The organism is Burkholderia sp. D-99, from assembly GCF_011605345.1.
GTDB lineage: Bacteria > Pseudomonadota > Gammaproteobacteria > Burkholderiales > Burkholderiaceae > Burkholderia.
Window position 1 is genome coordinate 1 of the sequence record NZ_JAAOXM010000015.1, and the last position, 13191, is coordinate 13191.

Consider the following 13191-nt stretch of genomic DNA (forward strand, 5'->3'; position numbering starts at 1 on the left):
AGCAACCCAGTGCCTGAAGTGCCTTGCGATCGAGCAATTCTGCCTCCTGACCTCCATAAAGTCAGGCATCAGGTTACGCAATCGCTCTCCAAGGCTCCACGGTTTCCTGCGATGAACCTTTTTTTTGCCCGCGCCGCCGCAGTGCATCGCGCAGTCCGCTCGCCCTGCCCCGTCACACGTGTCGGCTACAATCGTGACCGTCCCGCCGCGCTGCACGCCGGCCGCGCGTCGGCGGGACAGCACCTTCGCCCTCCGTTCCAACGTGCGGTCCCGATGATGCCTCCCACGCGTGCCGTTCTTCGCCTTGCCGTTTGCGCAGCCGTCACGGCCGCGCTCCTGCCGTGCGCGTCACCCGTCGATGCGCAACAGCCGGCATCCGCCCCGCCCGCTTCCGCACCCGCCGCACCCGCCGCCTCATCCGCCTCATCCGCCTCATCCGCCTCATCCGCCTCATCCGCCTCATCCGCCTCATCCGCCTCATCCGCCTCATCCGCCTCGCCCGCCACCGCCCACCCGCCTTCGCCCTGCCCGCCCGACTGGGAGCCGCAGATCTGCGAGCTCAAGGCGGCGGTGGAAGTCCTGAAGCGGCAGCACCTGACCGACGTCGACATCGGCGCGCTGCTCGACGCAACGACCCACGCGGGAATCAAGACGCTGCCGTACGCGCGGTTCTTCGATGCGAAGGAGGAGCAGGAGCGGCGAGAAGACGAGCGGCGCGCGCGCGACGGCACGCCCGGCATCGGCATCGTCTTCGAGACGCGGCCCGACGGGCTGCACATCGTCGACGTGATTCCCGACGCGCCCGCGGAAAAGGCCGGCTTGCGCCCCGACGATCTCGTCGTCGCGATGAACGATACGAGCGTCGTCGGCATCGACGCCGGCGATCTGACCCGACTCGCCAAGGGCGACACGGGTGTGCCGCTGAAGCTCACGGTACAGCGCGGCCCGTCACACGCGATGCTGAGCTTCGCGCCCGTGCGGGCGATCATCAAGCCGCATCCGGCGACCGCGAAGCGGCTCGGCGGCGACGTCCTGTACACGCGGCTGTCGAGCTTTCCGGAACCGGCGGTCGGCGACTACATCGACGCGGTGCAGGCCGCCCGCCGCGCGGGGCCGCCAGTGAACGGCCTGATTCTCGACCTGCGCATCAACGGCGGCGGCGCGCTCAATGCGGCGATCGGCATCACCGCGCTGTTCGCGGGCCGCGATCGGACCGCGATGGTGACGGTCGAGCGCGGCGACGCCAACCGCCGCCGCTACACGACCAACTGGCCCGATTACGCGCTGCCGGTCATGCACGGGCAGGATCCGCTCGCGCCGCTGCAGGCCGACGACTGGTGGCGCACCGTGCCGCTCGTCGTGCTCGTCGACGGGCAAAGTGCATCGGCCGCCGAAGCGACCGCGGCCGCGCTGAAGGATCTCGGTCGCGCGAAGCTGCTCGGCATGCCGACCTACGGAAAGGGGCTCGCGCAGACGGGCGTCGACCTGATCGACGGCACGCGCCTGAATTTCACGTTCGCGCGCAACCTGCGGCCGAACGGCTGCCCGATGGACGGCTACGGCGTCGTGCCGGACTGGCTTGTGCCGCCGCGCCGCGACTCGGACGTCGATGGCGTGCTGCTGTGGTACCGGGAAGCCGATCTCGCCCGCGCGCCGTATGCGGACCGGCTGGCGCCCGATCCGTTCGCGAAGGTGCGCAAGGAGCGGCAGAAGCTGCGCGAGCAGCGCGCGCTTGCGAAGATCGATACGGCGAAGAGCGCGGCGCTGCCGCAGCGCGAATTCGGCACGGCAACCGACTGGCAGCTCGAGCAGGCGCTTGCCGCGCTCGCGGGGCGGACGGTGCGCACCGTCGACGCGCCGACGCAGCTGATGCCGACGCAGCCCGTGTGCGAGCGCGGTGGCAGCTGACGCGCGCCGCCGGCCCCCTTACCGGAAACCGAACCGCCGGCGCAGCACGAACAGCGCCGCGAGGCTCAACACGGCCGCGAACATCAGGTAGAAGCTCGGCGCGGTCTTCATCCCGGTCGCCGTGATCAGCCACGCGATGATGAACGGCCCGAAGCCGCCGAAGATCGTCACCGCGACGTTGTACGCGAGCGACATCCCGGTCGTGCGCGTCTGCACCGGGAACACCTCGGACAACAAGCCTGGCAGCGCCGCGAAGTAGCCCGTCATCAGGAACGCGAGCAGCACCTGCAGGGCGATCAGCGTGCCGAAGCCCGGATGGGCGACCAGGTACGCGAATGCCGGATAGATCAGCACGAGGAAGCCGACGGCCGGCGCGATCATCACGCGCACGCGGCCGTAAGTGTCCGACCAGTGGCCGACGAGCGGTGCGAATACCATCTGGATCACGCCGACGACGAGGATCGCCGCGAACGCGGCCGACGGCGCGAGGCCGAGCTGCTTCACGCCGTAGGTCGGCATGAACAGCACGAGATAGGTGGCGACGGTGCCGAGCACGACCACGCCCATCGCGGCGACGAGACGCGCCTTGTGCGACGTGAACGTGTCGCGCAGCGGGTTCGCGGTGCCTTCCGCCGCGAGGAATTCGGGCGTCTCGTCGACCTTCGTGCGGATGTAGTACGCGACCGGCCCGAGCAGCAGGCCAAAGAAGAACGGCACGCGCCAGCCCCACGACGCCATCTGCGCGGCCGAGAGCTGCGCGTTCAGCACGGTGCCGAAGCCGGCGGCGAGCAGCGTCGTGAGCCCCTGGCTCGCGACCTGCCAGCTCGCGAAGAAGCCGCGCCGGCCCGGCACGTGTTCGGCGAGGAACGCAGTCGCGCTGCCGAACTCGCCGCCGGCCGAGAAACCCTGCATCAGCCGCGCGGCGACGAGGATCACCGGCGCCGCGACGCCGATCGTCCCGTAGGTCGGCAGCACCGCGATGATCAGCGTGCCGGCCATCATCAGCAGGATCGACAGCGTGAGCGCGGCCTTTCGCCCCACGCGGTCGGCATACGCGCCGAGCACGATCGCGCCGAGCGGGCGCATGAAGAACGACACGCCGAACGTGCCGAGCGTGAGCAGCAGCGACACGGTGTCGTTGCCGGCCGGGAAGAACAGCTTCGAGATCGTCACCGCGAAGAAGCCGTAGACGACGAGATCGAACCACTCGAGCGCATTGCCGATCGACGCGGCGACCACCGCGCGCCACACGCGCGGCGACGAGGCAATGGAACGGGACTGCGTGACGGCATGCATCGGCGATCTCCTTGTCGTTGTACGTTCTGTTCGAGGCGGCCGCGCGCGCCGTCGGCCTGCCCGGCGCCGCGCACGGCGCTCGGGCGATTATAGGCGCGCAAAAAAACCGCCGCGCCCGTGGAACGGGAACGCGGCGGTTGGCGCGCGACGGGCCGGCGCGGCGGCCGGCCCGGCCGGCGGCGTTACTGCTGCTTGACGGCTTCGGCCGTGATCAGCAGCTTCGTCTTCATCTTGAAGCCGTACTGCTTGCCGTAGTCGAGGCCGAAATCGTCGCGGCTGAATTCGCCGACCGCGTCGACGCCGCACACTTCACGCTTGAGCATCGGATGCGGCATGCACTTGAACGAGTCGATCTTCAGCGTCACCGGCTTCGTGACGCCATGCAGCGTCAGGTTGCCGACCACCGACACCGGCTTGTCGCCGTCGAACTTGATCGTGCCCTTGTAGTTCGCTTGCGGGAACTTCGCGACGTCGAAGAATTCGTTCGTCTGCAGGTGCTCGTCGAGCTTCGCGCTGCCGGTGTGGATCGACGCGATGTCGGTCGTCACGTCGACCGTACCCGTCTTCGCCGCGCGATCGAGCGTCACGGTGCCGCTCGACTTGTCGAACTTGCCGCGCCAGACCGACAGGCCGCCGAAGTGGTCGGCCTCGAAGCTCGGGTACGTGTGGGACGGATCGAACTGGTAGGTCGCGCTGTCGGCGAATGCCGAGAACGACAGCGTGGCAGCCAGTGCGCCCGCGGCGATCATCAGATGCTTTTTCAACTCTTTCTCCTTGGAACGGCGCCGCGCCCTCGCGCGGCATTCGGGTGATGCGATGGTCCGCCGCTTACTTCGTGGCGACGAGATGGAACTTGATCTGCACTTCGTCCGCGACGACCGACGTGTCCTTCCACTCGCCGGTGCCGACGCTGAACGTCGAACGCTTGATCGGCAGCACGCCGTCGAAGGTCTGCGTCGCGCCGCTCTGCGTGACCGTGACGGGCACCGTGACGGTTTCGGCCTTGCCCTTGATCGTCAGCTTGCCGGTCACGTTGTACTTGTTGCCGCCGGCCGGCGCGATCGCCGACGACACGAACGTCGCCTGCGGGTAAGTCTTCGCGTCGAACCAGTCCTTGCCGGCGACCTGGTCGTTGTACATCTTGTCGCCGAGGTCATAGCTCGCGACGTCGATCGTCATTTGCGCGCTGCCCTGCGCGGCTTTCGCCGGATCGAACTTCACCTGCGCGGAAAACTTCTTGAACGCGCCTTCGGTCGGCACATTCATCTGCTTCGACACGGCGGACACCTTGCTCTTCGCGAGATCGACATCGGCGAGCGCCGCGCCCGACGCGACAAGTGACACCGCGGCGAACGCGGTCAGCATGGAGCGGGAGAAAGACACTTTCATGGGATCCTTCATTTGGCAAAGGGAAGCATCCGCGACAGCAGGCCGTCGCGGTCCAACAACTGGTGCTTGAGCGCCGCGACCACGTGCAGCGAGACGAGCGCAAGCAAAATGTAATTCAATGACACGTGAAGTGTCTTGAAGGTTTCCTTCAGCACCGGATCGGGGTCGATCAGGCGCGGGAGCGGCACGATGCCCAGGTAGACGACCGGGATGTTCGACGCCGAGCTGTACAGGTAGCCCGTCACCGGAATCACGATCATCAGCACGTACAGCAGGATGTGCACGCCATGCGACGCCGCACGCTGCCACGCCGGCGTACCGCCCGGCAGCGCCGGCGGCACGTGGGTCGCACGCCACAGCACGCGGACGACGACCAGCGCGAATATCGTCACGCCCATCCACTTGTGCCACGAGAAGTACTTCAGCTTGGTCGGCGTGAAGCCGGGGATGTCGGTCATCACCCAGCCCATCGCGAACGCACAGACGATCAGCAGCGCGATCAGCCAGTGCAGCGCGATCGCCGTCTGCGTATAGCGTACCGGCCTGGCCGGCAGCGATTTCGATGCCATCTTGGATTCCTCAGTTCAGCGAACGGCCGCGCCGGAAGTTCGTCCGACGCTTGTCAAGGGCGCCATGCTACCGCAACCTTTTGACATGCGCGGACTCTGAAGACAGGCACGCCAGCCGGCTGACGGTTCCCTGTCATGTTACCGACCAGTCACCGAATTAGCGATCGTTGACACGCCGAAAAAGGCCTTTTGGTAAGATTGGCGCGGGTTCCGGCCCCGTCGACGCGTCTCCCCAGCCGTCGCACAACTGCCTTTTCCATGCAACGAAACGACCTGATTGCCTGTCACGAGTGCGACGCACTGTTGCACAAACCGCGCCTGAGCGGACGTGAATCCGCGCGCTGTCCGCGCTGCGATGCGCTGCTCTATCGCAACAGCGCAGCGCAGATCGAGCGGATCTGCGCGCTCGCGCTCGCGGCGCTGATCACGTTCACGATCGCGCAAGTGTTCCCGATTCTCGAAATGGACGTGAACGGCAATCGCGTGCAAACGACGCTGATCGGCGCGATCGACTCGCTGTGGCATCAGGACATGGCGATCGTCGGCGTGATGGTGTTCTGTTCGACCGTGCTGTTCCCGCTCGTCGAGATGGCCGCGCTGCTGTACCTGCTGCTGCCGATACGGCGCGGCGTCGTGCCGCCGGGCTTCAACCTGGTGCTGCATGCGATCGAGCTCGTGCGGCCCTGGGGGATGATCGAGGTATTCATGCTCGGGATCCTCGTCACGATCGTGAAGATGGTGAGCCTCGCGCGCGTCGTGCCCGATGCCGCGCTGTTCGCGTTCGCCGCGCTCACGCTGATGATCGCCGTCGTGCTGATGTTCGATCCGCGCACGCTGTGGGATATCGCCGACGACCTGCGCGCCGGGCGCTCGCCCGAGCAACCCGACGACGCCCCGTTGCCGGAAGCCGCCCGCCGATGACGATCCCGACCGCCGCCCGCGAGGGCTACGCCAGCTGTCACACGTGCGGGCTCGTGCAGACGCTCGACCATCCGCACGCGCATTGCGCGCGCTGCGGCAGCGCGCTCCATTTCCGCACGCCGAACAGCCTGATGCGCACGTGGGCGCTGCTGCTCGCGGCCGCGATCCTGTACATTCCGGCGAACCTGCTGCCGATCATGCGCACCGCGTCGATCGTCGGCTCGCAGGAAGACACGATCATGAGCGGCGTGATCTATTTCTGGATATCCGGCGACTGGCCGCTCGCCGTCGTCGTGTTCGTCGCGAGCATTCTCGTGCCGATGCTCAAGCTCGGCGTGCTGCTGATCCTCGTGATCAGCGCGCAGCGCCGCACCGCCTGGCGGCCACTGCAGCGCACGCGCCTGTTCCGGATCGTCGAGCGCATCGGCCGCTGGTCGATGCTCGACATCTTCGTCGTGACGCTGACCGTCGCGCTTGTCCATTTTCGTTCGCTCGCCACCATCACGGCCGGCCCCGGCGCGCTCGCGTTCGGTTCCGTCGTAATCCTGACGATGCTCGCGTCGATGCAGTTCGATCCCCGCCTGATCTGGGATCCAGTCGAAACCTCAGGGAATCACCATGAATAGTCCACAAGGCCCGCAGCACGACGCGCCCCGGCCGCCCGATCCGACGATCTCGACGAAAAGCGGCTGGCTGCCGTCGCTCGTCTGGCTCGTGCCGCTGATCGCCGCGCTGATCGGCATCGGCCTCGTGATCAAGTCCGTGCGCGAGCGCGGCCCGGAAATCACGATCAGCTTCCACAGCGCCGAAGGGCTCGAGCCCGGCAAGACCCAGGTCAAGTACAAGGACGTTGAGATCGGCATGGTCAAGACGATCAAGCTGTCGAAAGACCTGTCGCGCGTGCTCGTCCAGGTGCAGCTCAAGAAGGAAGCCGAGAACTTCGCGGTCAAGGGCTCGCGCTTCTGGATCGTGCGGCCGCGCGTCGGCGCGACCGGCGTGTCGGGGCTCGGCACGCTGCTGTCGGGCGCGTACATCGGCGTCGACGCCGGGCGCTCGGACGATACGCTGACCGATTTCACGGGCCTCGAGACGCCGCCCGCCGTCACGGGCGACCAGAAGGGCACGCAATACGTGCTGCGCGGCGATTCGCTCGGCTCGGTCGATATCGGCTCGCCGGTGTACTACCGCCGCGTGCAGGTCGGCCAGGTGGTCGGCTTCTCGCTCGACAAGGACGGCACGGGCGTCACGTTCAACGTGTTCGTCAATGCGCCGTACGACCAGTACGTCGGCGTGAACTCGCGCTGGTGGCAAGCAAGCGGCGTCGACCTGCGGCTGGACTCGAGCGGCCTGAAGCTGAACACGCAGTCGCTCGCGACGGTCATCCTCGGCGGCATCGCGTTCCAGACGCCGCCGAACCAGGGCTCCGGCACGACGGCGCCGAACAACACGACGTTCCGCCTCGCGTCCGACGAGGGCGACGCGATGCGCGACCCGGACGGCCAGCCGCTGCAGGTCGTGATGAACTTCAACCAGTCGCTGCGCGGGCTCGCCGTCGGCGCGACGGTCGACTTCCGCGGCATCGTGCTCGGCGAAGTGACGAACATCGGCATCGACTTCGATCCGAAGACGAAGAACTTCCTGATGCCGGTGACGATGAACGTGTATCCGGAACGTCTCGGCCGGCGCTTCCGCGAAACGATCGAGAGCAAGGGCGAACCGGCCCGCCGCGAGATCGTCGAGCGGCTCGTCCAGCACGGGCTGCGCGGCCAGTTGCGCACCGGCAACCTGCTGACGAGCCAGCTGTACGTCGCGCTCGACTTCTTCCCGAAGGCCCCGGTCGTGAAAATCGACACCACGCGCCAGCCGCTCGAGCTGCCGACCGTGCCGAACACGCTCGACGAGCTGCAGCTGCAGGTCGCCGACATCGCGAAGAAGCTCGACAAGGTGCCGTTCGACCAGATCGGCGCGAACCTGAACAGCGCGCTGTCGAACGCCGACAAGCTGTTCAAGCAGCTCGACACGCAGGTTGCGCCGGAAGCGCGCGACACGCTGTCGGCCGCGAAGCAGACCTTCTCGACCGCCGAGGCGACGCTGCAGCAGGATTCGCCGCTGCAGTCCGACGTGCGCGGCGCGCTGAAGGAGCTCACGCGTACGCTGCAATCGCTGAACGCGCTCGCCGACTACCTCGAGCGTCACCCCGAATCGCTGCTCAAGGGCAAGCCAGGAGATCAACAATGACGACACGCGTGAACGGTTTCGCGAGCGGCGCGGCGGCGGCAGTCGCCGCCCTCGCGCTCGCCGCGTGCAGCTCGCCGCCCGCGCGGTTCTACACGCTCAGCCCGGCCGACGCCGCAACGCCGCTGCGCACCGCGCCGGCCAACCCGGCATTCCTGATCGAAGTGCCATCCGTCGGCGTGCCCGAGCAGGTCGCGAAGAACCAGCTGGTCGTGCAGAAGAACGCCGCGCAGGTCGACGTGCTCGAGCAGGAACGCTGGGCGTCGCCGCCCGCCGACGAGATCCGCCGCGCGCTGTCGGACGATCTCGCCACGCGGCTCGGCACGATCGACGTCGCGAATTCCGCCTACCCGCCCGGCGTGCCCGTGTATCGCATCAGTGTGAACGTGCAGCGCTTCGAGTCGTGGCCAGCCAAGCGCGCAGCGATCGACGCCGTGTGGAGCGTGCGCTCGCTCGCCACGCAGGCCGTGATGACCTGCCGCACGAGCGTCGCTGAACCGGTCGCCGACGGCTACGACGCACTCGTCGCCGGCCACCGGCGCGCGCTCGACGTGATCGCCGCGCAAGCCGCGGCCGGCGTGCGCGCGATGGCCGCGCGCCGCGGCGCACCGGCTGCCACGGCGCCCGCGGCCGGCGCCAAGACGGCCGCCGCGCCGGTCGTACCGTGCCCGGCCAATCCGGCGCCGGGCGGCGACGCCGGCGCGACGGGCAAGTCCGGCGCGTAAGCGTGTGGCGCGCAGGCGAACGCTCCAGGGCGTGCCCGCTTGCGCGGCTTCGTCGGGCGCGGCGCGTCCGCTAGCGCGCGCCGGCCACCGCTGGCGTTGTCCTGCCGCAGCCGGCCTCGCATCGCGCGCCCCGGCCGAACGGCTATTTGCATTGTTTGTCAAAATCGGCCGGAACCGGCTTCGTGCAACGCGGTCGGCTTGCGTTTTCCGGCCCGATTGACGATCCTACGCACTTTCAGGCTCGCGCCGCTCGTCGTGCGCGCCAGCTAGCGGCGCCGGGCCGCGTTCGGCCCGACCGCCGTGCCTCCCGGCGCCCGCACGCATTCGGCGTGCACCGCAGCGGGGCAGCCGCATCGCGGGTCGTCGCGCATCGTCCGGCAACCGGCCCCGTCTCACCCGTTCTCCCCGGCGCCGCGCCGTTTCCCCGGCCGGCATCCCGAACCCGCCCGCCGAGGGCTTTCGCTATTCCGTTTATGTTTCGTTCCCTGACGACCCTGATCAAGAAGTGGCGCGCGTCGCGCAATGCCGGTCACCAGCTCGATGCGCTGCTCGCGCACGCCGACGCCGATGCGTCGTACGCCGAGCGCAGCGAATGGCTGATCGAGCTCGCGCACTGGCTGCGCCGCACCGGCACGATGCAGGCCGCGCAGGACACCCCTGCCGATCGAGACGCCGATGCGCGCGCGTATCCGGCCCATGCGCGGTTGCGCTACCTGTTCCACGTGCTCGATCGCAACCCCGCATGGAAAGCGCACGCCGCGCGCATCCTGCGCGGCATCCTGCGCGAGTGCGACGGCATCTCGCTCCTGTGCGACGCCGGCATGCCCGTGCACTCGGGCTTCTTCGGCGCGCTGTTCGAGCGGATCGACTCGTCGCTGATCCCGCCGGCGCCGAACCGCCGCGAGCTGTCGGCGCTCTTCACGCTGATGTTCCCGACGCCCGAAGACGCGCAATGGATCGACACGCTGCCCGACGATCTCCTTGCGCGCCTCGCCGACCTGTTCTCGTTCGACATCACCGACGAAGAGCGCCACGAGCCGGGCTCGTTCTCGCGCGACCTGCTGGCCGCGCTGCACAACCTGACCTGCCAGATCAGCTCGACCGGCCTGTCGCAGACGGTGCGCAGCCGGCTCTCCGACGACGATGCCCGCAAGCCGCTCGAAACGCAGCCGTTCTACCGCCTCACGCGCGCGATGCTCGCGGTCGAGACCGCGCACGCTGCCGTCGAGGACGGCGGCGACCCGAGCAAGCTGCTGCACGAGGTGAACTACCTGCGCGTGCTGCTCGACGAATGCCGGATCGCCGTCGATGAAGTGTTCTCGCACCTGTACCGCAACGGCGTGTCGGTCGACATCGTGTTCCAGGTCGAGCGGATGCGCATGCGCATCCTGCGCGCCGAGATGCTGCTCAACGCGTGGATGGCGCGCGACGACCTGCACGGGATGGCGCACCTGACGGCCGAGCTCATCGACGCGAACCACAACAGCCAGAGCGTGTCGCACCTCGTGCGCAGCAACTTCTCGCTGTTCGCGCGCAAGCTCGTCGAAACCAACGCGGACACCGGCGAGCACTACATCTCGCGCGGCCGAGCCGAGTACCTGAAGATGCTGCGGATGGCCGCGGGCGGCGGCCTCGTCACCGTCGTGACGGTGTGCGTGAAGTTCGCGATCACGGGCGCGCACCTGCAGTCGATGCTCGAAGGCCTGCTCGCGGGCGTCAACTACGCGGCCAGCTTCATGCTGATGCACTTCCTGCACTTCACGCTCGCGACCAAGCAGCCTGCGATGACCGCGCCGACGCTCGCGCGCGAGCTCGACGACACGGGCCACGAGGAAGGCGTGAAGGCGTTCGTTTCATCGGTGATCGCACTGATCCGCACGCAGGCCGCCGCGATTTCCGGCAACGTGCTCGTCGTGCTGCCCGTGTGCCTGCTGGTGCAGCTGTTCGCGGGCAACGTGCTGCATGCGAACCTGATCTCGCCGGAGAAAGCGCACGCGACGCTGCACTCGTTCTCGCTGCTCGGCCCGACACCGTTCTACGCGGCGCTGACCGGCGTGCTGCTGTGGGCATCGAGCCTGCTTGCGGGCTGGGCCGACAACTGGTTCGTGCTGCACCGGGTCGGCGACGCGCTCACGTACAACCGCCGGCTGCGCCTCACGCTCGGCGCGGCCGGCGCCGCGAAGCTTGCGCATTTCTGCCGGTCGAACGTGGCCGGCGTGGTCGCGAACGTCGGCCTCGGCCTGATGCTCGGCCTCATTCCGGCGATCGTCACCGTGTTCATGTTCCCGTTCGAGGTCCGGCACGTGACGCTGTCGGCCGGCTCGATCGGGATCGCGCTCGGCGTGCTGGGCAAGGACGCGCTCGGCACGCCCGAACTGTGGTGGGCCGGCGCCGGCGTGCTCAGCATGGCGATCCTCAACGTGCTCGTGAGCTTCGCGCTCGCGTTCACGATGGCCGTGCGCTCGCGCAGCCTGCGCCCGACCAAGGTGCGCGCGCTCGTCGCCGCGATCGTCCGCACGGTGCTGTCGAACCCGCTCGCGCTGTTCTGGCCGGGCAGCGGCCAGGCCGCGCGCGCCGGCCAGCCGGGCTCGCACTGAGCCCGCGGCGGCATGGCGGTGCCCGCCGGGGCGCCGCCAAGCCGGCCTCCCGGCACGCATGCGCGGCGTCCGGGCCCGCGCCGCAGCACCGAAACACGACGCAACGCCGGCCCCGGCCGCCCGCGCCGCGTACAATAGTGGACTTTTGCACGTCCTCCCCCGCCTTATGTCCTCGCCCACCCTGTACGAATTCTTCGCCCCCTGCCCGCGCGGCCTCGAAGCGGCGCTTGCCGCCGAGCTGGCCGAAATCGCCGGCCGCCACCTGAACGGCGCGCCGTTCACCGCGGGCGCGCAGGTGCCGGGCGGCGTCCACTTCAGCGGCGGCTGGGCCGCCGGCATGGCCGCGAACCTTCATTCGCGGATCGCGAGCCGGGTCCTGCTGAAGATCGCGCACCGCGCCTACCGCACCGAGCAGGACGTCTACGCACTCGCGCTCGAGCAGCCGTGGGAGCGCTGGTTCGCGGCGACGCAGACGCTGCGCGTCGACATCACCGCGATCAAGTCGCCGCTGAAGAGCCTCGAATTCGCGACGTTGCGCGTGAAGGACGCGATCTGCGACCGGATGCGCGACAAGACCGGCGCGCGCCCGAGCATCGATACCGGTGCGCCGGACGTACGCGTGTTCGCCTTCCTGACGGCCAACGAGTGCACGCTTTACCTCGACACGTCGGGCGAGCCGCTGTTCAAGCGCGGCTGGCGTCTCGACAAGGGCGCGGCACCGCTGCGCGAGAACCTCGCGGCCGGCATCCTGCGCCTGACGGGCTGGACGCCCGGCACGGCGCTGTACGACCCGATGTGCGGCAGCGGCACGTTTCTCGCGGAAGCCGCGCAGATCGCGCTCGGCGTGGCACCCGGCGTCGAGCGCCGGTTCGGCTTCGAGAAACTCAAGCAATACGACATCACCGCATGGCAGGGGCTGAAGGTCCCGGCGCTGGACGCGAAGCGCGCGGCGCGCGGCAAACGCGGCGAAGCGCTCGGCGTATACGGCAGCGACATCTCCGGCGACATGCTCGAGAAGGCGCGCGCGAACCTCGAGCGCGCGGGCGTGCCGTCGGTATGGCTCAAGCAGGTCGACGCGCGCGGGATGACGCCGCCGTGCGACGGCCCGGGCATCATCCTCGCGAACCCGCCGTACGGCGAGCGGATCGAGGTGCGTGGCCGCAGCGCGCGCGGCGAGGTGCGCGAGACGGGCCGCAACCGCGGCAACGACGACGCCTTCCGCCGCACCCACACCGACGCACCGGACAGCGAGTTCTTCAACGCGCTCGGCGATGCGCTGAAGCAGCGCTTCACGGGCTGGCAAGCGTTCCTGCTGACGTCCGACCGTTCGCTGCCGGGCCAGCTGCGGCTGCGCGAATCGGCGAAGACGCCGCTGTTCAACGGCGCGCTCGAATGCCGGCTGTTCCGCTTCGACCTGATCGCCGGCAGCGTGAAGGCGCGCCCGGCCACGCCGGAAGGCGACGCGTAATTCGCATCATGGTCGCGCTGGGGCCGCCGATACGGCCCCAGCGCGGCAACCGGAACGCCGCCGTTACCGCACCCGCGGCAACG

The 13191-nt window shown here is 68.7% G+C and carries 11 protein-coding genes; 7 read left to right on the forward strand and 4 right to left on the reverse strand.

Annotation, left to right across the window (positions count from 1 at the left end; all coding sequences use genetic code 11):
* The first annotated feature begins 276 nt into the window (after positions 1-276).
* Positions 277-1908, forward strand: a complete 1632-nt coding sequence (locus tag HAV18_RS34075) for a S41 family peptidase (protein ID WP_407062451.1) — start codon at positions 277-279, stop codon at positions 1906-1908.
* A gap of 18 nt (positions 1909-1926) precedes the next feature.
* Here the strand turns inward: HAV18_RS34075 and HAV18_RS34080 are convergent, their stop codons facing one another.
* From HAV18_RS34080 to HAV18_RS34095, 4 genes are all read right to left on the reverse strand, one after another.
* Complete coding sequence (locus HAV18_RS34080; protein ID WP_166964727.1) at positions 1927-3204, reverse strand: MFS transporter; 1278 nt, start codon at positions 3202-3204, stop codon at positions 1927-1929.
* Between the two features lie 182 nt (positions 3205-3386).
* On the reverse strand, positions 3387-3968 hold the full coding sequence (locus HAV18_RS34085) for a YceI family protein (RefSeq protein ID WP_021156367.1): 582 nt from the start codon (positions 3966-3968) through the stop codon (positions 3387-3389).
* A 64-nt stretch (positions 3969-4032) separates the two neighbouring features.
* Complete coding sequence (locus HAV18_RS34090; RefSeq protein WP_166964729.1) at positions 4033-4593, reverse strand: YceI family protein; 561 nt, start codon at positions 4591-4593, stop codon at positions 4033-4035.
* Between the two features lie 8 nt (positions 4594-4601).
* Positions 4602-5162: a cytochrome b gene (locus HAV18_RS34095; RefSeq protein ID WP_166964731.1), complete on the reverse strand. Its 561-nt coding sequence runs from the start codon at positions 5160-5162 to the stop codon at positions 4602-4604.
* 258 nt (positions 5163-5420) lie between these two features.
* On the opposite strand from HAV18_RS34095, the gene HAV18_RS34100 reads away from it, so the two are divergent.
* The 6 genes from HAV18_RS34100 (at position 5421) to HAV18_RS34125 (ending at position 13108) form a co-directional block, all read left to right on the forward strand.
* Positions 5421-6083: a paraquat-inducible protein A gene (locus HAV18_RS34100; RefSeq protein ID WP_166964733.1), complete on the forward strand. Its 663-nt coding sequence runs from the start codon at positions 5421-5423 to the stop codon at positions 6081-6083.
* On the forward strand, positions 6080-6709 hold the full coding sequence (locus HAV18_RS34105) for a paraquat-inducible protein A (protein ID WP_166964735.1): 630 nt from the start codon (positions 6080-6082) through the stop codon (positions 6707-6709). The genes HAV18_RS34100 and HAV18_RS34105 overlap by 4 nt, the downstream gene beginning before the upstream one ends.
* A complete protein-coding gene (locus tag HAV18_RS34110; protein WP_166964737.1) occupies positions 6702-8321 on the forward strand; it encodes an intermembrane transport protein PqiB in 1620 nt (539 codons plus the stop codon). Before HAV18_RS34105 ends, HAV18_RS34110 begins: the two co-directional genes overlap by 8 nt.
* Complete coding sequence (locus HAV18_RS34115; protein WP_166964739.1) at positions 8318-9043, forward strand: membrane integrity-associated transporter subunit PqiC; 726 nt, start codon at positions 8318-8320, stop codon at positions 9041-9043. Before HAV18_RS34110 ends, HAV18_RS34115 begins: the two co-directional genes overlap by 4 nt.
* 473 nt (positions 9044-9516) lie before the next feature.
* Positions 9517-11640 (forward strand): site-specific recombinase, encoded by a 2124-nt coding sequence (locus HAV18_RS34120; RefSeq protein WP_166964740.1) that lies wholly within the window; start codon positions 9517-9519, stop codon positions 11638-11640.
* A 166-nt stretch (positions 11641-11806) separates the two neighbouring features.
* A complete protein-coding gene (locus tag HAV18_RS34125; protein ID WP_166964742.1) occupies positions 11807-13108 on the forward strand; it encodes a class I SAM-dependent RNA methyltransferase in 1302 nt (433 codons plus the stop codon).
* Positions 13109-13191 lie beyond the last annotated feature (83 nt).